The organism is Achromobacter aegrifaciens, from assembly GCF_902859735.1.
Taxonomy (GTDB): domain Bacteria; phylum Pseudomonadota; class Gammaproteobacteria; order Burkholderiales; family Burkholderiaceae_B; genus Achromobacter; species Achromobacter aegrifaciens.
Map to the genome: position 1 here is coordinate 360,197 of NZ_CADIJY010000002.1, position 21,010 is coordinate 381,206.

The 21,010-nt window shown below is 67.6% G+C and carries 17 protein-coding genes; 4 read left to right on the top strand and 13 right to left on the bottom strand.

Annotated elements, in window-relative coordinates:
* Positions 1–8 precede the first annotated feature (8 nt).
* From HV766_RS07685 to HV766_RS07740, 12 genes are all read right to left on the bottom strand, one after another.
* Positions 9–794 (bottom strand): ABC transporter ATP-binding protein, encoded by a 786-nt coding sequence (locus HV766_RS07685; RefSeq protein WP_254593289.1) that lies wholly within the window; start codon positions 792–794, stop codon positions 9–11.
* An 8-nt stretch (positions 795–802) separates the two neighbouring features.
* Positions 803–1,837, bottom strand: a complete 1,035-nt coding sequence (locus HV766_RS07690; RefSeq protein WP_175180903.1) for an iron chelate uptake ABC transporter family permease subunit — start codon at positions 1,835–1,837, stop codon at positions 803–805.
* On the bottom strand, positions 1,834–2,823 hold the full coding sequence (locus HV766_RS07695) for a FecCD family ABC transporter permease (protein ID WP_054454533.1): 990 nt from the start codon (positions 2,821–2,823) through the stop codon (positions 1,834–1,836). Before HV766_RS07695 ends, HV766_RS07690 begins: the two co-directional genes overlap by 4 nt.
* The gene (locus tag HV766_RS07700) at positions 2,816–3,886 is read right to left on the bottom strand and encodes an ABC transporter substrate-binding protein (RefSeq protein WP_175180904.1); all 1,071 of its coding nucleotides are present in this window, start codon (positions 3,884–3,886) and stop codon (positions 2,816–2,818) included. The genes HV766_RS07695 and HV766_RS07700 overlap by 8 nt, the downstream gene beginning before the upstream one ends.
* A gap of 20 nt (positions 3,887–3,906) precedes the next feature.
* Positions 3,907–6,123, bottom strand: a complete 2,217-nt coding sequence (gene fauA / locus HV766_RS07705) for a TonB-dependent alcaligin siderophore receptor FauA (protein WP_175180905.1) — start codon at positions 6,121–6,123, stop codon at positions 3,907–3,909.
* A 104-nt stretch (positions 6,124–6,227) separates the two neighbouring features.
* Entirely contained in the window at positions 6,228–7,418 is a 1,191-nt protein-coding gene (locus HV766_RS07710; protein WP_175181068.1) for a multidrug effflux MFS transporter, read from the bottom strand.
* Positions 7,419–7,595: 177 nt separating this feature from the next.
* Positions 7,596–8,567, bottom strand: coding sequence for a helix-turn-helix transcriptional regulator (locus tag HV766_RS07715; RefSeq protein WP_175180906.1), 972 nt, complete (start codon positions 8,565–8,567; stop codon positions 7,596–7,598).
* Between the two features lie 103 nt (positions 8,568–8,670).
* Entirely contained in the window at positions 8,671–9,837 is a 1,167-nt protein-coding gene (locus HV766_RS07720) for an aromatic ring-hydroxylating oxygenase subunit alpha (protein WP_175180907.1), read from the bottom strand.
* 37 nt (positions 9,838–9,874) lie between these two features.
* Positions 9,875–10,660 (bottom strand): siderophore ferric iron reductase, encoded by a 786-nt coding sequence (locus HV766_RS07725; RefSeq protein WP_054454523.1) that lies wholly within the window; start codon positions 10,658–10,660, stop codon positions 9,875–9,877.
* The gene (locus tag HV766_RS07730) at positions 10,618–12,474 is read right to left on the bottom strand and encodes an IucA/IucC family protein (protein ID WP_175180908.1); all 1,857 of its coding nucleotides are present in this window, start codon (positions 12,472–12,474) and stop codon (positions 10,618–10,620) included. The genes HV766_RS07725 and HV766_RS07730 overlap by 43 nt, the downstream gene beginning before the upstream one ends.
* A complete protein-coding gene (locus tag HV766_RS07735; RefSeq protein ID WP_175180909.1) occupies positions 12,471–13,076 on the bottom strand; it encodes a GNAT family N-acetyltransferase in 606 nt (201 codons plus the stop codon). Before HV766_RS07735 ends, HV766_RS07730 begins: the two co-directional genes overlap by 4 nt.
* Before the next feature lie 17 nt (positions 13,077–13,093).
* A complete protein-coding gene (locus HV766_RS07740; protein WP_175180910.1) occupies positions 13,094–14,461 on the bottom strand; it encodes a lysine N(6)-hydroxylase/L-ornithine N(5)-oxygenase family protein in 1,368 nt (455 codons plus the stop codon).
* Between the two features lie 394 nt (positions 14,462–14,855).
* Between HV766_RS07740 and HV766_RS30180 the strand changes: the two genes are divergently transcribed.
* The 4 genes from HV766_RS30180 (at position 14,856) to HV766_RS07760 (ending at position 18,368) form a co-directional block, all read left to right on the top strand.
* A complete protein-coding gene (locus HV766_RS30180) occupies positions 14,856–15,059 on the top strand; it encodes a hypothetical protein (RefSeq protein ID WP_254593290.1) in 204 nt (67 codons plus the stop codon).
* A 94-nt stretch (positions 15,060–15,153) separates the two neighbouring features.
* Complete coding sequence (locus tag HV766_RS07750; RefSeq protein WP_054454517.1) at positions 15,154–15,780, top strand: ABC transporter ATP-binding protein; 627 nt, start codon at positions 15,154–15,156, stop codon at positions 15,778–15,780.
* Positions 15,771–16,568, top strand: coding sequence for an ABC transporter permease (locus HV766_RS07755; RefSeq protein ID WP_054454515.1), 798 nt, complete (start codon positions 15,771–15,773; stop codon positions 16,566–16,568). Before HV766_RS07750 ends, HV766_RS07755 begins: the two co-directional genes overlap by 10 nt.
* 189 nt (positions 16,569–16,757) lie before the next feature.
* Positions 16,758–18,368 carry an ArnT family glycosyltransferase gene (locus tag HV766_RS07760; protein ID WP_175180911.1) on the top strand — a complete coding sequence of 537 codons (1,611 nt, stop codon included), beginning with the start codon at positions 16,758–16,760 and terminating at the stop codon, positions 18,366–18,368.
* A gap of 74 nt (positions 18,369–18,442) precedes the next feature.
* Here the strand turns inward: HV766_RS07760 and HV766_RS07765 are convergent, their stop codons facing one another.
* Positions 18,443–20,671 (bottom strand): NADP-dependent isocitrate dehydrogenase, encoded by a 2,229-nt coding sequence (locus tag HV766_RS07765; RefSeq protein WP_125473022.1) that lies wholly within the window; start codon positions 20,669–20,671, stop codon positions 18,443–18,445.
* Between the last annotated feature and the right edge of the window lie 339 nt (positions 20,672–21,010).

Genomic DNA, 21,010 nt, shown 5'->3' on the forward strand with positions numbered 1-21,010 from the left:
CTGAAAAGCTAGCGCGCGCGCCGGGGTACGACCATGGGGCTGCCAGTCTCGGGGTCTGGCATGACGCGGCAATCCAGATCGTAGACTAGGCGCATCATGTCCTCGGTCACGACCGAAGCGGCATCGCCGTGCGCCGCGATGCGCCCATCGCGCATCATCACGATCCTTTCGGCGTAGCGCAAGGCCAGGTTGAGGTCGTGCAGCACCGCCACCAAGGTGCGCCCGGTGCGGTGCAGCCGGCCGCACAGCTCCAGCAGGTCCAGCTGATGGCGGATGTCGAGGAACGTGGTGGGTTCGTCTAGCAGCATGATGTCGGGTTCCTGGGCTAGCACCAACGCCAGCCAGACGCGTTGGCGCTGGCCGCCGGAAAGCGTGTGCACAGGCTCTGCCGCAAGGCCGTCCAGATCGGTCGCCGCCAGGGCGGCGTCGACGGCGCTGGCGTCCGCCGTCGACCATTGCCGCAACAGGGACTGATGCGGATAGCGGCCGCGGGCGACAAGGTCGCGCACGGTGACCATCTCGGGCGCAACCGGGTTCTGCGGCAAGTAGGCCAAGCGGCGCGCCACCGCTTTTCGGCGCAAGCTGGCGAGGTCGGCGCCGTCGAGCAGGGCATGGCCATGGCCGGGACGCAGGGCGCCGCCCAACACGCGCAAGAGCGTGGATTTGCCGCAGCCGTTGGGGCCCAGGATCACGGTGAACGAGGCCGGCGCAATGTCCAGCGTCAAGCCGTCCAGCACGCGGCGGGCGCCGTAGGACAGGCTGACGTCCCGGAGCTGGAGGACGGGCGTGGGCATTGCGGAAGTCACGTCGAGACCTTGTGCCATTCGAGCAGCAGCAGAAATGCGAGATAGAGGCCGCCGATCCCGGCGGTAAGAACGCCTACCGGCAAGCCGTTGGCCCCAGCGGAACGCGACAGCAGATCGGCACCCGCCAACAGCACGGCGCCAGTCAATGCGGCCAACAGCGGTTGCGGGCCGCTAGCCGGGACGCAGCGGCGCGCGATCTGCGGGGCCGCCAGCGCGATGAAGGCGATGGGACCGGCCACGCTGACGGCCGCGGCGGTGGCCAGCACGGCCAGCAGCGTCGCCGCCAGCCGGCTGGGTCCGGGTGCGATGCCCAAGGCGTGCGCCACATCGTCGCCCATTTCCAGCAGCCGAAGGCGCGCGCCCAGGCCGAGCGCCAAGGGCAGCAACACCGCGCAGGCGGCGCCGATCAGAGCGACATCGTTCCAGGTTTTGCCGGCCAGATTGCCGTTGAGCCAGGTTGCGGCCAGATGCGCCTGTTCGCGGCGCAGGTTGGAAAGGCCGTATTGCACGAAGGCGAAGGCGATGGCGGCCACCGCAATGCCGGCGACCACCATGCGATGGGGCGCGGAGAACCCGGCGCCGGATCCGAACCAGACGCCCGCCGTCGCCAGCAGCGCGCCGCCCGCGGCGCCCCAGGCTAGCGGCATCGCCCCCGGCCAGACCATCGTCACCGCCACCGCGCCTGCGGAGGCGCCCGCGGTGAGGCCGATGATGTCGGGGCTGCCCAGCGGGTTGCGGGTAATGCTTTGGAACAGTGCGCCCGACAGGGCCAGCGCGGCGCCGGCGCCAAGCGCGGCCACGGCGCGGGGAAGCCTGACGGTATAGACCAGCCAGTGCTCGACCGCCGTGCCGCCGCCCGCCAGGATGCGCCCCATCCGGGACCAGGCGGGTCCTTGCTCTCCCGCCAACAGGGCGCCGGCAATCGACGCAACGGCCAGCGCCGTCAGCAACAAGGCGTAGGCCAGCGCGCGTGGCGAGTAGGGCAGCGACAGCCAGGTGCCCACGCGCAACGTGCGCCGCTGGCCGCTCATGGGCGGCTCCCGGGCTGGCGGTGCAAGGCCGCCAGCAGGAACGGCGCGCCGAGGAACGCGGCCACCACGCCGGTCAGCAACTCTGCCGGCGCGCGCAGCAGGCGCGCCAGGACGTCGGCCGCGAGCATCAGGATGGGGCCCAGCAGCAGGCAGTAGACGAGTTGCCAGCGCAGGTCGGGACCGCCGATACGGCGGGCGATATGCGGAACGGCCAGGCCGACGAAGGCGATGGGACCCGCGGCAGCGGTGGCGGCGGCGGCCAGGACGGCCACGCCGAGCAGGCCCAGCGCGCGGTACCACCCGGCACGCACGCCGAGCGCCCGGGCAAGCGCCTGCCCCAGCGCCAGGACGTTCAGGGGCCGGGCCAGCGCCAGCGCCAGCAGCAGGCCGGCGCCGATGTAGGGGGCGGCGCGGGCCGCTTCGGCCATGGAGCGTCCTGCCAGCGAGCCCACGGCCCAGAATCGATAGGCGTCGAAAATGTCCTCGCGCAGCAGGGCCACGGCCTGCACGTAGGCGAACAGCACCGCGTTGACCGCCGCGCCGGCCAGGATCAAACGCACCGGCTGCAGGCCCCGGCCGCCCGCGCCGATCAGGTATACGGCCACTGCCGCGGCCAGTGCGCCGGGCAGGGCCGCCCAGAACGGATGCGCCGGCAGGCCGCCGAGCGCGAGGGCGGCAGTCACGATGGAGGCGGCGGCGCCGGCGTTGACGCCCAACAGCCCGGGCTCTGCCAGCGGATTGCGGGTCAGGGCCTGGATCAGCGCGCCGGCCACGGCCAGCGCCGCCCCGGTCAGCACGGCCAGCAAGGTGCGCGGCACGCGCGAGGCGACCACCAGGGCGGCGTAACTGTCATCGGGCCGGAACAGGGCTTGCCAGACCGAGCCGGGCGACAGGTTGCGTGAACCGAGCCAGAGGCTGCCCAGGATGGCGGCGGCGAGCAGCAGACAGGCCGCGCCCAGGCCGGCGGCACGGGACGGCTTATTCATGCTGGGCGCCGGGTCCGGCTTCGGCCCGCTCGGCTGCCGCGGCCAAGGCCGGCGCCAGCCTGCCCAGCATCCAGGCCACGGCCAGCGGCGTGCCCGAGGACGAGGCCATGATCAGCGCCGGGTCGCTCAGCGCCACGTAGGCGCCGCGCCTCACGGCGGGGATGGAGGCGTACAGCGGCAGCGCCGCGGTCCGATCGCGTTCCTGGGGGGTATAGAACCAGGACACGAGCACGTCGACGTCGCCCAGCGCATCGGCATGCTCGAAACCCAGGTAGTGGGCGAAATGGCCGGCGCTGGCGTGCAGGCCCTGCATGGACGGCGCCAGTTTCAGGCCCATGGCGGCAATCGTGTCCACGCGCGGATCCCCCGCCACATAGGCCGCGAAATTGCCCGAACCCAGGTCGGCCCGCACATAGGCGAAGGTCTTGCCGGCCAGCACGGGGTGGTCTTGTGCGGCCTGCGCCAGTGTGCCGCCGATCTGCGCCTTGAGCACCGCAGCCTGTTCGCGCCGGCCCAGCGCGGCGGCGATCAGGTCGATCTGGGTATCCACCGGAGTCAGGAATGGCTGCTCCGGATAGGCCACCACCGGCACCAGCCGCGACAGCTGTGCATACGCTTCGGCGCTGACCCCGGAAAAAGGCGCCAGCACGACGTCCGGCCGCAGCGCGACGATGGCTTCGACGTCCAGCTCCGGAAACATGGCGATGGCCTGCGGCAGCGGTGCGCCGCGGGCCTCGATCGCGGCGCGCACCCAGGGCCAGTAGTGGTCGGCGTCGCCGCCCCAGTCGGCGCGGCCCACGCCCACCGGCACCACACCCAGCGACAGCGCCAGATCGTCGGCGCCCAGGCCCAGCGTGACCACGCGCTTGGGCGGCGCCGCGATGACGGCCCGTCCCAGGGCGCCGTCTATCGTGACCGGAAAACCATCGGCCTGGGCGACCGGCGGCGTTGGCGCGGCCGGCGCGTCGGCGGCGCGGTCGCAGGCCGCCAGGGCGAGCGCGGCCAGGCAGGCTGCCCCGGCCCGCAGAATTGCATGCTTGAAACGAGGAAGACTAAGACGCATCGTGCCGGCAGTTTCTCCGATCAATATTGGGCCCTGAGCGTCAGCATCACGTTGCGGGGCGCGCCCCACCAGCCCTGGCTGAAGAAGCCGATCTGGTCGTAATACTTCTTGTCGAACAGGTTGTTGACGTTGAGAGTGGCCGAGACCTGTTTGCTGAACTCGTAGCGCGCCATCAGGTTCGCCAGCATGTAGCTGCCTTGTTCCACTTCCACGTTGCCGCGCGGGCTGGCGGCGGACTGGTACATGCGGCTTTGCCAGTCCACGCCGCCGCCCACCGTCAGCCGGTTCAGGTCGCCGGGCAGGCGATAGGTGGTGTAGAGCTTGAACAGACTACGCGGATGGCTGGTGTTGATGGGCTTGCCGTCGGCGGCCTTGGCGGTGAAGTGCGTGTAGCTGGCCGCGATGTTCCAGTTGGGCATGATCTGCCCGGTGGTTTCGAGTTCGAAGCCCTCGACTTTGGCGCCGGATACGGCGCGGTAGGCCTGCGTGCCGGGCATGCCTATGACCGACTCGCCGGGAATGGCCTGGGCCAGGTTGTTCTGGCGAGTCTGGTACAGCGATACGGCCGCGTCGAGCAGGCCGTCCAGGTAGGAAGCCTTCAGGCCGATCTCGTAGCTCTTGCCGTCGATCGGCGGCAGGATGGAACCGCTGGGCGAGCGTGCGTTCTGCGGCTGGAAGATCTCGGTGTAGCTGGCGTAGGCCGTGTAGGTCTTGTTGATGTCGTAGATCAGGCCGGCGTAGGGCGTGAACTGGTCGTTGATCTTGTATTGCCGCTTGCTGCCGAAGTAGGTCTGGTTCGTCTCCCAATTGCTCCAGCGTCCGCCCACGATCAGGTGCAGCGGATCGGCCAGCGAAAACCGGCCCACGGCGTAGGTTCCGGTCTGCTTGACCCGCATGTCGTCCGCTGGCGTCTTGCGGCTGGACCAGGCCGGTTCGGCGATATGGTCCTGGCGCCAGTCGAAGAAGCTGCCGATGGCGGGCTTGGCGCCGACCATGAGGTACTGGCCGATGTCGCTGTGGTCGTTCACGCTCATCCAGCCCAGGGCCAGTTCGTGCTTGCGGCCGAACAGCTGGAACGGGCCCGACAGCGTCAGGTTGATATCGTCGCGCGAGCGGTCGCCATCGTAGTTGTTGAAGCTGCTGCTCATGCCCGTGCCGCTGGTCCGGTCCGGATAGCCGCCGCGGTAAAGCTGCTTCATGCGGTACTCGCCCTCATTGTGGCTATAGGCGGCGCGCGCCTTCCAGTCATTGGCGAATCGGTGGCTCAGGTCCACGAAGGTGGTGGTCGATTCGGTATCGATGCGCGCCCAGCGCGTATTGTTGGCCACGGACCGGTTGAAGTCGGTGCGCGAGCCGTCCGAATAGAACAGCGGGAAACCGCTGCCGAAGCCGTTGCTCTGGTTGCGCTGATACTCCAGGCCGACGGTGAGCAGCGTGTCGGGCGTGAGGTCGGCGCTGATGACGCCGTACAGCGTGCGCTTGCGCGAATCCAGGAACGTGACGTAGCTGTCGCCCTGGCTGTAGGCGGCGACGAAGCGCGAGCGGACGCGTCCGTTCTCCGTCAGCGGCACCGACAGGTCGGCGTCGCCGCGCACGTAGTCCCAGCTGCCGGCGCTGGCGCTGCCGGACAGCGCGAACTCGCGCAAGGGCTTCTTGCGAATGAAGTTCACCGCGGCTGAGGGATTGCCCGAACCGGTCATCAGGCCGGTGGCGCCGCGCACGATTTCCACGCGGTCGTAGATGGCGGCGTCCATGTCGGTGGAGCCGTAGTTCCATTGGCTCAGGATCGGGGCGTTCAGGCCGTCGAACTGGAAGTTGTCTATCGCGAAGCCGCGCGCCGAGAACGACAGGCGATTGCTGTCGCTGCGCGTGACGGAGATGCCTGGCGCGCTGGCCAGGATGGAGCCGGTGTCCTGCAGTCCCTGGTCCTCGATCTGCTGGCGGGTCACCACGCTGACCGATTGCGGGGTCTCCCGCGGCGACAGCGTCAGGCCGGTTGCGGTGCTCATGGCCTCGGTGTTGTAGGCATGGGTTCCTTCGGTGGTGCCGGGTATGCCGGCGCCCCGAACCGTGACGGCCGGGAGTTCGGCCGGCTGGTCGGCGCCGGATGAGGCGCTGGATTGCGCGTTGGCGGCGTGGTAGGGCAAGGCTGAGCACAGCAAGGCCGCGCGGACGGCCAGGGTAAGCAGATTCGCCCGGCGCGTGAGCGCGCGCGGCGGGGACAGTGCGGGGGACATGAACACAAGCTCCGGCTGAAAAATTTGGTAATGAGAATTATTGTTTTTGCTGGAGACTTGAACGTATGCCGGAAGATGCGATGCGTATGCCGAACGCCGCCGCATCAGCCCGATCCGGCGTTCGCCAAAGGCGCGGACTGCCGTTGCAGCCAGGCCCAGCCTGCCGCGCTTGCGGCGACGCAGGCCAGCATCGCAAGCGCCAGGCCGAGGGGCTTGCCATAGACCATGGGCACGCCCCAGCCGCTGGCGACCGAAAAGGCCAGCATCTGGGCGAAGCCGAGCACCGAAGCGGCGGTGCCGGACAGCCCTGGCGCACGGGCCAGGATGTGCAGGGTCATGGCCGGGACGCACATGGCCAGGCCGCAGGTATAGATGGCGGGCAGGATGACCGCCCAGGGCAGGGCGGGTCGCCCGGCGCCAGCGGCATACATGACGCTTGCCAGGCAACTGCCGCCCATCAGCAGGTACGCCAGCCAGGTGATGCGTTGATCCGTCCAGCGTCCGGCCTTGCGCGCCGCGAACAGCGCGCCCGCCATGGCGCCGATCACGAGCGGCACGAACAGATATGCGAAATCCGTTACGGGCAGGCCCAGGACGTTGGCAATGAAGTCTGGTGCGGCGCCGATGAGCAAGCCCTGGGCCGCGAAGATCAGGCTGAAGGCGGCGGCGAGCGCGACGTATCGCCGGTCCGCAAGCAGCGCGCCGTAGCCGCCAGCCAGTGCACGCCCGGACAGCGGCCGGCGCCGGCTGGCGGGCAGGGTTTCGGGCAGCCGCCAGGCGCATAGCGCCCAGGCCGTCGCGGCCAGGGCGGCAAGCATCACAAAGACGGCGCGCCAGCCCAGCTGCGCCGCCAACTGGCCGCCGATGATGGGCGCCAACGCCGGCGACAGGTTGAACACCAGGATGAGATAGGACATGACGCGTTGCGCCGCCGGCCCTTCGTAGCAGTCGCGCACGATGGCCTGGCCCACCACGATGCCGGCGCCTGCGGACAGGCCTTGCAACGCCCGCGCGGCCAACAGCCAGCCGAAGCTCGGCGCGGCGGCGGCCAGCGCGCTGCCGCAGATGTAGAAAACCAGCGTCGCCAGGATGACGCGGCGCCGGCCCAGCGAATCCGACAGCGTTCCATGCAGCAGCAGCATCGCCGCGTAGCAGAACATGTAGACGCCCAGGGTCAGCTGCACGGTTTCTTGCGGCACGCCGAACTCCCGCTCCAGCGCGGCGAAGGCGGGCAGATAGGCGTCGATGGTGGCGGGCGCCACGCAGGCCAGCAGGCCCAGCATCAGCACCATCATGGGAAAGGAAGTCGGTTTGTCGGGGCTGGGCACGGGAGCGTCCGGGGCAGGAGCTTCCCGGGGCGGGAAGCGTGGCCTCATGGTCGCCCGCTAGCCGCGGTCGGATGAATGGGCAATGCCGCAAGAACAATGGATGCTGCCGAAAGCCGCGGGCCGGGGCGCTCACGGCAGCCCCGTTCAGTTCAGTTCGCTGGGCGCGACGCCATAGCGCTCGCGGAACGCCGTGGCGAAATTGGTGGCATGCCGATAGCCCACGCAGTGCGCGGCCTGCTGCACGCTGCAGCCGCGAGCCAATTGCTCGCGGGCGACCTCCAGCCGGCGCTCGCGCAGCCAGCTGAACACGGAGCATTGATAGGCGGCGCGGAACTTGGCGCGCAGGGTGCTGGGGCTCATGCAGGCCAGTTTCGCCAGATCATCCAGGGTGTGCTCTTCGCCAGGCGCGCTGTGCAGCCGTTCCCGCACGCGCTCAAGCAACTGGCGGTCGCGCTGCGACAGCGTGCCGGGTTCGGGCTCCTGCTGGTCCAGCGCAGCCAACGCATGGGCCAGAAGCTGCGCGCCGACGCCTTCGCGCAGCATGGCGCACAGCGGGTCGTCCCAACGGCATTCCAGCAGATGTTCGATGGACTGCATCAGATGCGCCTGCACCTGCCAGCGGCGCAGCCGGAAGGCGGGCGTGCGCAGGACTTTGCGGATCCGATCGCTGATCGGGTCGTCGTCCGCGGCGTCCGGCTCGGACAGCGACAGGTTGACGCTGCGCAGCCGCTGGCCGGCATGGTGGATGCCGGTCATGGCTACCGTGTCGCCGTAGGCGGCGCTGATGCCGCTTTGGGCGACCAGCGGCAGGTCGTCGTGGTGGCCGACGCGCGCCTGAGCCTGGCCCTGGAGCATGACGATGGCCGAAAAGCGCGGCGTCATGACCGAGGTCGATTCGTAGTGGTGATGAACCAGCACGTCGGACATGACCAGCGTCAGGCCGGGGCGGATGGCATGTTCCTCGACGCGGCCTTCGGCGATGCAGACGGTGTCCGGGTCGGCGCTAGCGGCCTGGAATCCGGGCAACTGGTAGCGGAAACCGTTATGGCCGCCCAGGCGGTTGAAGTCGGCGACGGTGAATCGGACTGCGGGGAAGGAGGGATTCAATGGCGTCACTCGCACGGCGGGTTGAGCCCCCCGGACGTCGGCCAGGGGAAGCGGCGGGGTCTAAATGAGAATAGCATATATTCGCATTGATTCAACGGTCTGGCAGCGGCGCTCAGGGCGCGGCGCAATCGCCCAAATGCTCGCCCATGATGTTGCGATACCACTCGTGGAAGTGCAGCATGCCGTCCTCCATGGGAGACTGGTACGGGCCGCTCTCGCTGACGCCGCGCCGCAGCAGCGCGCGTCTGCCGGCATCCATGCGCTCGCCGATTTCGTCGTCCTCGACCGCCGTTTCCATGTAGGCCGCGCGTTGCGCTTCGACGAATTCGCGTTCGAACAGGGCGATTTCCTCGGGATAGTAGAACTCGGCGATGTTGACCGTCTCCTGCGGGCTTTTGGGGTAGAGCGTGGACAGCACCAGCACGTGCGGGTAGAGCTCGATCATGTGGGTGGGAAAGTAGGTCACCCAGATCGCGCCGAAATCCGGAGGCGCGCCGTCGCGGTAGCGCATCAGGGTGCCGTGCCAGTCGCGGTATACGTCGGAACCGGGCTTCTCCAGGGCGTCGTGCACTCCCACGCGCTGCAGGCTGCGGCGCTTGCCGAACTCCCAGCTCAGATCCTCGCAGGTGACGAAGCGCCCCAGCCCGGGGTGGAACGGCCCAACGTGGTAGTCCTCCAGATAGACCTCGATGAAGGTCTTCCAGTTGTAGTTGCATTGGTGCACTTCGACGTGGTCCAGCACATAGTCCGAGAAGTCGAACTCGGGCCGGGCGAACAGGTCGCCCAGGTCCGCTAGCGGGTCGCCCGGCCCCTCGAATAGCAGGCCGTGGCAGCGCTTCAGGGGAAACCGCGGCAGGTTCAGGCAGGGCGTGCTGGGGAATTGCGGCGCGCCCAGGATCTGGCCGCGATTGTCATAGGTCCAGCGATGCAGCGGGCAGACGATGTTGCCGCCCGTGGCCGACAGATTGCCCGCCGGCTTGCCCGGCCCGGCGACGGCGCCTGTCTCGCCGCCCAGGATCAGCGACTGGCGGTGGCGGCATACGTTGGATATCAGTTCCACGCCGTCGGCGCCGCGCACGAGGACGCGCCCGCCTTCCTCGTGCAGCAGCCTGCGCCAGTCGCCGGATTCGGGCACGGCTTTTTCGTGCCCGACATACAGCGGCGAGCGCTTGAATATCACCTCCTGTTCCCGGGCGTACAGGTCTTCGTCGAAATATGCCCGCACGTGCAGCGGGCTGAGCGCCTGCTCGACGTGTGCAAGGCGGCCTATGTCCGTCATGTCCGACTCCTTGTGCCTTGCGCAAGGCGGCCGCCCGTCAGGCGGGCTCGACGCTCTCGGCGTCGATCCGGGCGATGCGTTCGGCAATATCCAGTTTGGGGCAGGTGCTGCAGTAGTCGCCGTCGCTTCTGCGGAAGTGGTGACAGCAGACCTGCCGGTCCACGGCGATGGCCGGTAGCGACCGCCGCTGATAGTTCAGGTAGCCGCTGCTGCCCGCGATGCCCAGGCGCGCAAGCCAATCGGCCGCGGCTGCGGTGGCCCAGGCATTGTCGGCGGCGCTCACGCCCGTTCGAGCCGCCAACAGGGCGGACAGGACGCAGTCGGCCTGCATGCAGGCGGTGGCCCGCGGATTGAGGCGCAGCGCCGCGCCCAGCTCGCGCTGGAACAGGGCGCCGATCTCGCGCAGCTGCGTGGCGGCCGCGTCCAGCCGCGCCTCCAGGCCGCCGCGCAGGGGTTCATGGCGTTCCATGGTGTAGCCGGCGATGAAGCCGTTGGCGACCGGCTGGCTGAGCCGGGTCAGGTCCGGGACGATGGCGCTGCGATGCGCGGCGATTACGCAGAGGTACACGGGCTGCCAGATCAACAGGCCCCAGCAGCGCAGCGCCAGGTAGTGCTGGCCGGCTTCTGGATGGCGTTCGCGCCACCAGTCGCGCAACCGCGCGATGGCGTCGGCGTTGCTCGCGCCCGGACGGATGCCGGGCGCGGCTGGCGGGCCCACGCGCCCGTCAAGGCCAGGCGCGAGGCGGCCCGCCAGCGCGAGCAGATCGTCCAGTTCGCGGGTCACGCAAGGGCCTGCGCGGCGTCGGCAGTCCGGTCCAGCCATTGCGGCCGGTAAGGCGCCACGGGGTTGGGCAGCCTGGGCGCCATCTGGAAGCTGCCGATGGGATCGGCCAGATTGACCATCTGCAGGTTGTTGGCGAGCTGCAGGCGGTTCAGGCACGAGTGGATCATGTCCGGCGCGTACAGGTCGTAGCGGCGGTATTTTTCGAGCCGCTGCGGATGTGCCTGCTGGTAGGCGGCGATACGGCCCGCGACCAGCTCCCAGAAATCGTCCTCCTGCATGAGGCCGGTGTCGGCCAGGATCTGGGACAGATGGCGGAAGTAGCCCTCGAACACGTCGACGAAGATCGTCAGGAGCTTGTATTCCTCGGGCACGTCCGCCGCCAGCCGCCGCGCGTTCTCGGGCAGGTCGGCCTGCGGGTCGAGGATGGAGGATTCCTCGGCGATGTCCTTCATGAAGGCGCGCACCGGCACATGGTCCCGGATCACCAGGATCACGTTCTCGCCATGCGGCATGAACACCAGGTCATGGGTGTAGAAGCAATGCACCAGCGGCGTCAGGTAGGCATCCACATAGCGTTCCAGCCACGCGGCGGCGCTCAGCCCCGAGGCCCGGATCAGCGCGGGCAGCAGGGCTAGGCCCTGCGGATCCACGTGCAGAAGCGCGGCCATGGTCATCAGCCGTTCGCAGGGACCGATCAGCGCCTGCGGATTCTCGCGCCATAGCGCCGAGAACATCTTCTTGTAGGGCGTGTCGACGGAAATCGCAGCTTCATAGTAGTAGTTGCGGAATCCCAGGCTGGCGGCCTCGCGCAGGATGGTGAAGCCATTGGCGCGCAGCCAGGGGTCGGACGCGATCAGGCCGTGGATGTATTCGTTGATGGCGGGCGTGCCCGACATGTAATAGGGCGACAACCCGCGCATGAAACCCATGTTCAGGATCGACAGCGAGGTCTTCACATAATGCTTGCCCGGCTGGCTGATGTTGAAGAAGGTGCGTATCGACTGCTGTGCCAGGTAGTCGTCTTCGCCGTAACCCAGGCATACGATCTTGCGTTCGGCCACATAGGGTGCGAACGCCAGCGACAGCTTGTTGAACCACTGCCAGGGGTGCGCCGGCATCAAGTAGTAGTCGGCGGGGTCCAGTCCCTGGTCTTGCAGCGTGGCGGCGTGGCGCGCCACGGTGTCCTCGCCGAGTTCGCCGCGCAACAGGCTGGCGTAGTCCATGGTGGACAGGCAGGCGAAATGCGCGTTGTCCTTGTGCACCGCCAGCCACATCACGCGGATCGGGGCAGCGGCCTCCGGCGCATAGGCGTGGTAGTCCTCGGCGTCGAAACCCAGGCGGCCGTTGTTGGCGACGAAGCTGGGGTGTCCTTCGATCATCGAGGTTTCGATGGTCTGATAGTCGGCCAGCGCGAGTTCGGGGGCGGGCAGGCAAGCGCGCGTGTGCTTGTAGGCGGCGCCGTGCAGCGTGCTGGCGATTTCGTCCAGATAGATCGGCAGCCGGTCTTCCGGAATGCGCAGCTTGTCGCGGATCTCGATCACGAACTGCAGGGCGTCCAGGGGCGCGGGCGCGCCGGCCGTGGTCCTGGCGATCGATTCCGCGCGGATGCGCCAGTGGCGCATGGCCATCAGTTGCGCGTCGTAGCGGTACTCGACGCGGCCGTCCGCGAGCGCCAGGCGATAGCGGTCGAACCCCGGCGTGTCCGCCGGGCCCAGGCGTTCGGGTTGCAGCAGGCCTTCATGGGTGTACTCGGAGATGGCCTTGCGCACGAGCAGGCGGTTGACCTTGGCCCAGACTTCCGGCTCCAGATGGCTGGCGACCTGCGCGGGATGAGTGGTGGCATGCGGATTCATGGGGTCGACTCCTGGTATTGGACCTGTTCGAACTGTGTACGTGTGCAGAACGCCAGACTGGCGGTCTTGTCGCGGAATCGGGCCTGGCCTGCATAGGTGAATCCCATGGCCAGATTGAGCGCGTGGATCTTGGCGTTGTTCGCGTCGGGCTCGACCACGATGCGCGCGGCATCCAGCCGGTCGAACATGAAGCGCATCACGAAGGCGAACACCTGCCGGCTGAAGCCGGGAATCCGCAAGCGCGGCGGGCCGATGAAAAGATGCATGCCGAGGTCGCCTGGCCGCACCGCGTAGTGTTCGCCGACTTCGTCGCGGGCGGGGTCGTAGCACTCCACCAGAAAGGCTGGCTGTCCCTCATGGCTGCCGAGCCAGGCGCTGGCGTGTCCGCTGCCGCATAGGGCGTCATAGAAGTCGCGCACCTGGTCCTCGCTGTGCCGCTGCATGGACCAGAAGCGCGCGTAGTCCATGGAAAACCATTGCCGCAGCAGCGCGGCGTGCGCATCCGGAACCAGGGGGCGCAAGGCGAGTCCCCGGCCCTCGTCGTAATGGTCGCGCGACTGGCGCACGACCTCGCCCAGAAAGGTGGCTGTCATCGTGAGCATGCTGGCTCCCCGCAAGATCAGATGGTGGCGGCCCGATGGCCGTCCATCATGGGCATCGGCTCCGGCATGCCGAGGCGGTGCGCCAGTACGCCGTTCGCCGGCGGGCGGAAGTCCTGCAGTGCGGTGCGAGGCTCGATGGCGTAGTGCTCCACGCCGGTCAGGTCGCGCAGTATCTGCGAATTGCGGTAGCAGCAGAATCCCAGGTCGGGATTCGTGACGCCATGGCTGAGCAGCCCGGTGTTCTGCACGAAGATCTCCGTGCCGGCGCGGTCCACGGCGTAGTTGTGGGCGATGCGGTAGCCGCCGTTTTCATCCCAGGCGATCCGGTCGCTGATGGGGTTGACGCAGGCGGGGATGCGCGGGGCGTAGCCGGTGGCCAGCACCAGGCCGTCCGTCACGTGCTTGAACGGTTGGCCGGTGTCAACGTGCATGAAGTCCAGATGGTAGCGGCCCGTGGCGCGCTCATGCCGGCTGGCGCGCAGTTCCGCGCTGGTGAGCAGCGTGTAGCGGCGGTCGCCTGCGCGGATCTTCTCGTCCAGGAGGTCGTATATCTGATTGATCAGCGAGGCGTTGATGCCCTTGTACAGGCTGCTTTGCTGGCGCAGCATCTCGCGCCGCCGGGCTTCGGGCAGGTCGTGGAAATAGTCGGTGTAGTCGGGAGAGATCAGCTCCAGCGTGAGCTTGGTGTTCTCCATCTGGAAGAAGCGGGGCGAGCGGGTGATCCAGGTCAGGCTGTAGGCGTGCTTGGCGCTGTCGCGCAGCAGGTCGTGGAACACTTCGGCCGCGCTCTGTCCGCTGCCGACGATGGTGATGCCCTGCCTGCGCTGCAGCTGGGGCTTGTGGCGCAAGTAGTCCGCGCTGTGGATGTAGGGCGCGGTGCGCGGATCGCAGCATTCAGGCAGCTGGGGTTGCGTGCCCAGTCCCAACACCAGCTTGCGGCAGCGGACCATGAAGCGTTCGCCACTGACGGCATGCTGGCCGGTCACCAGGTAGGCGCGGCTGTCTGGATCGTGCAGCACGCTCTGCACGTCGTGATTGAAGCGCAGGTTCGGCAGGCGGGCCGCGACCCATTTGCAGTAGCGGTTGTACTCGGCCCGGTTCAGGTAGTGGTTTTCGCGCATGTAATAGGAATAGATGCGCCCGGTCTGCTTGCAGTAATTCAGATAGCTGTATTCGCTACGCGGGTCCGCCAGGCTCACGAGGTCCGCCAGAAAGGGGTTCTGCAAGGTGGAGTCCTCGATCAGCATTCCGGGGTGCCAATCGAAGCCTGGCTTCTTGTCCAGGAAAACCGCGCGCACGCGGGACAAGGGCGCGGCCAGGCAGGCGAGACTGAGGTTGAACGGGCCAAGACCGATGGCGGCGAAGTCATGGATTTCACGGTTCATATGGGATCTGCCTTTTGCCGGAGCCGGCATTGCGTGAACATGATTCTCTTCTGGGGATGATTATCATTTTCAATATGATCACTCTAGCAAATGCCGATTTATTGCGGTGTCTTGCCTGTGTGTTGCAGGCGGCACCCATATGCAGCGTGGCGTATCGCATAGGGAGCCTCATCGGATTTGGATTTTTCAGATAAGCGCAGCTATTTGCATCCGGACAGCGAGGTTCGCGTGGCTGCATCGTCAAAATTGGTCAATTTCAAGCGCGACCGCATCGACGTGGCGTTGCGGCATGGCCTGGGGCTTTACCCGGGCTGTCGGCCTTCCGGCTGATGCCGCCGGTGCTGCTGCTACTGCCCGTGGCCAGCCCCGCCATGCTGGCGCAAGGCCCCCCATCGTGCGGCCCGAAGACTGCCTGAAGTACCCGCTGCTGCAGGATTCCGACCGCGCGGACTGGCCCTTGTGGCTGCAGGCGCACGGCGTGGACGCCAGGAAGGAAGCGCAGCGCGGCCCGAGCTACGAGGACGATCTGCTGCTGCTGCTGCTGCTGCTGCTGCTGCTGCTGCTGCTGCTGCCGCCGCGGGGCAGGGCATCGCGCTGATGCAAGACACACATGCGCGCGAGGACATCGAATCGGGCCGGCTGGCCATTGCCTTGGACCAGCCTCGCGCATTTACGGTCTAAGATCGATACCCATGCCGACCATTACGTCTGAACCAGGGCCGCTGTTCACGCTGCGCGGCATCTACAGCGAACGCCTCTCTCCCGTCAGCCTGGATCTCGCCGCGGGCGAGTGCGCAGCCATCATGGGTCCTTCGGGCTCAGGCAAATCCCTGTTGCTGCGCCAGGCCGCCGATCTGGACCCCGGGCATGGCGAGGCCTTGCTGGATGGCCGGCCGCGCTCGGGCATGCGGGGCTACGAATGGCGCCGGCAGGTCATGTACTGCCAGGCCGAGGCCGGCTGGTGGGACGACCTGGTCGCGCGGCATTTCACGGACCGCGCCCGGGCCTTGGCCATCATGCAACGCCTGGGGCTGTCCGCGGACAAGCTGGACGCCTTGGTGCATGAACTGTCCACGGGCGAACGCCAGCGCCTGGGCCTGGTGCGCGCATTGGCGCTGGCGCCGCGCGTGCTGCTGCTGGACGAGCCGACCGCGGCGCTGGACCAGGCGGCCACGGACCAGGTCGAAGCGGAGCTGCGGCGCTACCTGGAGGGCGGGGCGGGGATCCTGATGGTGACCCATAGTCCAGCCCAGGCCGAACGGCTTGCGCGGCGTTCCTGGCGCATGGAACAAGGCAGGTTGGAGCCGCTATGGACGTGATCAAGCTGCAGGCCTCGGACCTGGCCATAGCCTCGCTGCTGGTGCTGCTCAGCGCCGGCATTTCCTTCGCCTTGCGCCTGAACCTGCAGCGACAGGTACTGTGGGCCGCGCTGCGCACCGTGGTGCAGCTGCTGCTGGTCGGCCACATTCTGCGCATCGTGTTCGCGCACGCCGCCCCCTGGCTGACGGCGCTGGTGGTGGCGGTGATGATGGCGCTGGCGGCCAGGGAGGTCGCCGCGCGCCCGAAGGCCAGGCTGACGCAACGCGGAAACGGCTGGGTCGGCGCGATGGCGGTGGCGGGGACCACGGTCATCACGGTGCTGTTCATCCTGAACACGGCGCTGCGTCCGGACCCCTGGTACGACCCGCGCTACACCATCGCGCTGATCGGCATCGTGTTGGGCAGCGTGCTCAACGCCGCCAGCCTGGCGCTGGACGGGGTGCTGTCCGGCGCTCGCCGGGAAAAGCTGGCGATCGAGGCGAGGCTGGCGCTGGGCGCGACCGTGCACGAGGCATTTTCGTCCTTGCTGCGCGAATCGGTGCGGCGCGGCATCGTGCCCAGCATTAACCAGATGTCGGCCGCCGGCATCATCACGCTGCCGGGCATCATGACCGGGCAGATCATCGCCGGCATGGATCCGATCGAGGCCGCCAAGTACCAGATCCTGCTGATGTTCCTGCTGTGCGGCGCCAGCGGCATGGCGGCGATCGCCGCAGCCTACGGCGCCATGCGCCGCCTGACCGACGAGCGCGGGCGGCTCAGGCTGGACAGGCTGCATCCGTCCTAGGAAGCGGCGGCTTTTCCGGAAATTTCATGAAAGCTTGACGCGCGCTTGGCGATACTGCGCGAAATCTTGCATTTTTCTGAACCTTTTCCGGATCCCCATGCCTTTTGCTTCCCATTCCGCAGCGCCCCCGCAGCAGCTTGCTTCCGCTCAGCGCCGCCTCTCTGAGCGCGCCGTGCCGGAGCGCCGGGCATGAGCGTTTCCATGACCGCATCGATGGCGCCTGCGGCGCGCCGCGCTGCCTTTCCAGGCTGGCTGGTGCTGGCGTGCCTGGCTCTCTGGCTGGGCGCGCTGGCCTGGGCCCGCTGGCTGACCTTGCCCGACGAAGGCCGTTACGCCGGAGTGGCCTGGGAGATGTTGCGCAGCGGCTCGCCCATGGTGCCGCTGCTTGACGGCATGCCGTACTTCCACAAGCCGCCGCTGTATTACTGGCTGGCCCAAATCAGCTATGTGCTGTTCGGCGTGCACGAATTCAGTGCGCGGCTGCCTTCGCTGCTGGGCGCCTGGAGCGCGGGCGCCGGGCTCTATGCCTTCGTGGCGCGCTACCGCAATGCCGCGCAAGCGCGTTGGGCCGTGGTGATCCTGGGCATGATGCCGCTGTTCTTCGGCGCCGCCCAGTTCGCCAATATGGACATGCTGGTGGCCAGCATGATCACGCTGTGCGTGCTGGCAGCCGCCGACACCGTCTTGCGCCGCGCCGCGGGGCGCCCGTTCCGCGCGATGTCGGTGGCCACGGGCGTGCTGGCTGCGCTGGCGGTGCTGGCCAAGGGACTGATCGGAGTGGCGCTGCCCGGCGCCATCGTGCTGGCCTGGCTGCTGCTGCGCCGCGACTGGCCCGGCGTGCGCGCCTTGCTGTGGGTGCCAGCCTTGCTGGCGTTCGCGGCAGTGGCGGTGCCGTGGTTCTGGCTGATGGAGCTGCGCTATCCCGGCTTCTACCAGTACTTCTTCGTCTACCAGCAGTTCGAGCGTTTTTCGCAGGGAGGCTTCAACAACGCGCAGCCGTTCTGGTTCTACCTGCCCATCGTGGCGGGGTTGGCGCTGCCGTGGTCGATTTGGGGCGCGTCGGTCTTCAGGCCGTCTTACTGGCGCGAGACCGATCCGCAGGGCCTGCGCCGCCTGGCGGCGATCTGGATGGCGGTCGTGATCGTGTTCTTTTCCATCCCGCATTCCAAGCTGATCGGCTATGTGCTGCCGGTGTTTCCGCCGCTGGCGTTCCTGGTCAGCGAGCGTATCGCGCCTGCCTGGGCGGCGGGCAAGCGCAGGGGCGTCTGGATCGCCGCCGCGGTGTCGGCCGTGATCTGCCTGGCCGCGGTCATCGTCGGGGCATCGAATCCGCGCGGCAGCGCGGGGCCGCAGGCGCGGGAACTGCGCGGCGAAATGCAGCCGCAAGACATACAGGTCGCGCTGCATGCCTTGCCCTTCGACCTGGGTTTCTATACCCAGGCCCGCGAGCCCGCCTGGATCGTCGACGACTGGCGGAACCCCGATATCCCCAAGCGGGACAACTGGCGCAAGGAGCTGTACGACGCGGCGCAATTCGATCCGGCCACGGGCAAGCGCGTGCTGATCGACGACCAGGACTTGCGTCTGCGCATGTGCGAGGCCGCCGACGGGGCGCGTTTCTGGATCTGGGGCCAGAAGGAGGACGGCGGACGATATCCCGTACTCAACGGCGTGGCCGCGCGGCTTGCAAGCGAGAAGCGGAGTATTTGGCGCATCGACGTGGACGCGGCGTTCCGCCAGCGTGCGTGCGCCGGTCTGCCGTCCGCCAATCCGACCCCAATGCCGCAGCCCGGGCCCTGAATCCGAGCGCATGAAAAAAGGCCGGCTGCCCGAGGGCTGCCGGCCTTTTACTTGCCGCTATGCGCGGCAGGCGCTTAGCCGATCGAGGCCAGGGCCTGGTTCAGCGTGGCGCTGGGGCGCATGGCCTGGCTGGCGAGGGCTTCGTTGGGCTGGTAGTAGCCGCCGATGTCGACGGGCTTGCCCTGGGCAGCCTTCAGTTCGGCCAGGATCTTGTCCTCGCCGTCGGCCAGCGCGCGGGCCGGCGCCGCGAACAGGGCAGCCAGTTCGCGGTCGTCAGTCTGCGCGGCCACGGCCTGGGCCCAGTACATGGCCAGGTAGTAGTGGCTGCCGCGGTTGTCCAGGCCGCCGACCTTGCGCTCGGGCGACTTGTTCTCGTCCAGGAACTTGGCGGTCGCCAGGTCCAGGGTCTTGGCCAGGACCTGTGCGCGGGCGTTGCCGTAGCTGCGGCCCAGGTGGTCCAGCGATTCTGCCAGGGCCATGAACTCGCCCAGCGAATCCCAGCGCAGGAAGCCTTCTTCCAGGAACTGTTGCACGTGCTTGGGGGCGGAACCGCCCGCGCCCGTTTCAAACAGGCCGCCGCCGGCGACCAGCGGCACGATCGACAGCATCTTGGCGCTGGTGCCCAGTTCCATGATGGGGAACAGGTCGGTCAGGTAGTCGCGCAGCACGTTGCCGGTCACCGAGATGGTGTCCAGGCCTTCGCGGATGCGCTTGACCGAGAACTTGGTGGCTTCCACCGGGCTCAGGATGCGCAGATCCAGGCCGCTGGTGTCGTGGTCCTTCAGGTAGTGCTTGACCTTGGCGATGATCTGCGCGTCGTGGGCGCGGTTTTCGTCCAGCCAGAACACGGCGGGCGTCTTGGTGGCGCGGGCGCGCGTGACGGCCAGCTTGACCCAGTCCTGCACGGCGGCGTCCTTGGTCTGGCACATGCGCCAGAGGTCGCCGGCTTCGACGGCCTGTTCCAGCAGCACCTTGCCCGAAGCGTCGGTGACGCGCACGGTGCCGGCAGCCGGGATGACGAAGGTCTTGTTGTGCGAGCCGTATTCCTCGGCGGCCTGGGCCATCAGGCCGACGTTGGGCACGCTGCCCATCGTGACCGGGTTGTAGGCGCCATTGCGCTTGCAGTCTTCGATGACGGCCTGGTAGACGCCGGCGTAGCTGCGGTCGGGGATCACGGCCTTGGCGTCCTGCAGGTTGCCTTCGGCGTTCCACATCTTGCCCGAGTCGCGGATCATGGCGGGCATGGACGCGTCGACGATGACGTCGCTGGGCACGTGCAGGTTGGTGATGCCGCGGTCGGAGTTCACCATGGCCAGCTGCGGCAGCGTCTTGTAGCCGGCGTCGATGTCAGCGGTGATCTCGGCCTGCTTGTCAGCGGGCAGGGACTGGATCTTGGCGTACAGGTCGCCGATGCCGTTGTTGGGATCGAAGCCCGCTTGCTTGAGCGCGTCGGCGTGCTTGGCCAGCACGTCCTTGTAGAACACGGACACGACGTGGCCGAAGATGACCGGGTCGGAGACCTTCATCATCGTGGCTTTCAGGTGCACCGAGAACAGCACGCCGGTGGCGCGGGCATCGTCGATCTGGGCTTGCAGGAAGGACTTCAGCTTGGCCGTGGACAGCACGGCGGCGTCGATGATCTCGCCGGCCTTGACCGGGGTCTTTTCCTTCAGGACGGTCTTCGCGCCGTCGGCGGCGGTCAGTTCGATCTTGACGTCGCCGGCTTCCGCAATCAGCGCCGACTTTTCGGTGCCGTAGAAGTCGCCTTCGCTCATGTGGGCGACGTGCGACTTGGAGTCAGCCGACCAGGCGCCCATCTTGTGCGGGTGCTTGCGGGCGTAGTTCTTGACGGACAGCGGGGCGCGGCGGTCGGAGTTGCCTTCGCGCAGGACCGGGTTCACGGCGCTGCCCTTGACCTTGTCGTAGCGGGCCTTGACGTCGCGCTCGGTGTCGTTGGCGGGGGCGTCCGGGTAGTCGGGCAGCTTGTAGCCCTGGTCCTGGAGTTCCTTGATGGCCGCCTTCAACTGCGGCATGGACGCGCTGATGTTGGGCAGCTTGATGATGTTGGCTTCGGGCTGCACGGCGAGGGCGCCGAGTTCCGACAGGGCATCGCCCAGTTTCTGGCTGTCTTCGAGGTAGTCGGGGAAGACCGAGATGATGCGGCCGGCCAGCGAGATGTCGCGGGTCTCGACCGTGATGCCTGCGGGCTTTGCGAAAGCCTGGACGATGGGCAGCAGCGAACGGGTTGCAAGCGCCGGAGCTTCATCGGTGAGGGTATAGATAATCTTCGGAGTAAGAGACATGATCCTTGAATCTGTTCGGCAGGCGCTAGGCGCAAACCCGAACATGCTATGCGGCCAGAAGCCGGTAGATGTTGTCGGAGAGTGGGTTCGTATGGGCAAGCACGCGGACGCGTCCAGGACCTGGTCGGAAGGCGTATACCCAACATGGCTGGCGCCTGCCCTTTTTTGATTTGGGGAAGTGCGACTGCCACGAACCTTCCATTGTAATACCGCGCTACGCCTGCTGCGCAGCAAAAACCCGCGGATTCGGCCGGGATGTGGCCATAATGGCGCCAAATTAAACGGGGACACATCAAATCAGGCGCGCCATGGCCGATTGCCCGTTTGACAAAGCGCCGC

What these genes read in the sequence shown, in the direction of transcription:
- HV766_RS07750 (WP_054454517.1), top strand. Translation starts at nt 15,154, where the DNA reads ATGCCGACCATTACGTCTGAACCAGGGCCGCTGTTCACGCTGCGCGGC.
- HV766_RS07760 (WP_175180911.1), top strand. Translation starts at nt 16,758, where the DNA reads ATGAGCGTTTCCATGACCGCATCGATGGCGCCTGCGGCGCGCCGCGCT.
- HV766_RS07685 (WP_254593289.1), bottom strand. Translation starts at nt 794, where the DNA reads ATGCCCACGCCCGTCCTCCAGCTCCGGGACGTCAGCCTGTCCTACGGC.
- HV766_RS07700 (WP_175180904.1), bottom strand. Translation starts at nt 3,886, where the DNA reads ATGCGTCTTAGTCTTCCTCGTTTCAAGCATGCAATTCTGCGGGCCGGG.
- HV766_RS07725 (WP_054454523.1), bottom strand. Translation starts at nt 10,660, where the DNA reads ATGGCTGGACCGGACTGCCGACGCCGCGCAGGCCCTTGCGTGACCCGC.
- HV766_RS07740 (WP_175180910.1), bottom strand. Translation starts at nt 14,461, where the DNA reads ATGAACCGTGAAATCCATGACTTCGCCGCCATCGGTCTTGGCCCGTTC.
- HV766_RS07735 (WP_175180909.1), bottom strand. Translation starts at nt 13,076, where the DNA reads ATGCTCACGATGACAGCCACCTTTCTGGGCGAGGTCGTGCGCCAGTCG.
- HV766_RS07695 (WP_054454533.1), bottom strand. Translation starts at nt 2,823, where the DNA reads ATGAATAAGCCGTCCCGTGCCGCCGGCCTGGGCGCGGCCTGTCTGCTG.
- HV766_RS07730 (WP_175180908.1), bottom strand. Translation starts at nt 12,474, where the DNA reads ATGAATCCGCATGCCACCACTCATCCCGCGCAGGTCGCCAGCCATCTG.
- HV766_RS07690 (WP_175180903.1), bottom strand. Translation starts at nt 1,837, where the DNA reads ATGAGCGGCCAGCGGCGCACGTTGCGCGTGGGCACCTGGCTGTCGCTG.
- HV766_RS07710 (WP_175181068.1), bottom strand. Translation starts at nt 7,418, where the DNA reads ATGATGGTGCTGATGCTGGGCCTGCTGGCCTGCGTGGCGCCCGCCACC.
- HV766_RS07755 (WP_054454515.1), top strand. Translation starts at nt 15,771, where the DNA reads ATGGACGTGATCAAGCTGCAGGCCTCGGACCTGGCCATAGCCTCGCTG.
- fauA (WP_175180905.1), bottom strand. Translation starts at nt 6,123, where the DNA reads ATGTCCCCCGCACTGTCCCCGCCGCGCGCGCTCACGCGCCGGGCGAAT.
- HV766_RS07765 (WP_125473022.1), bottom strand. Translation starts at nt 20,671, where the DNA reads ATGTCTCTTACTCCGAAGATTATCTATACCCTCACCGATGAAGCTCCG.
- HV766_RS07720 (WP_175180907.1), bottom strand. Translation starts at nt 9,837, where the DNA reads ATGACGGACATAGGCCGCCTTGCACACGTCGAGCAGGCGCTCAGCCCG.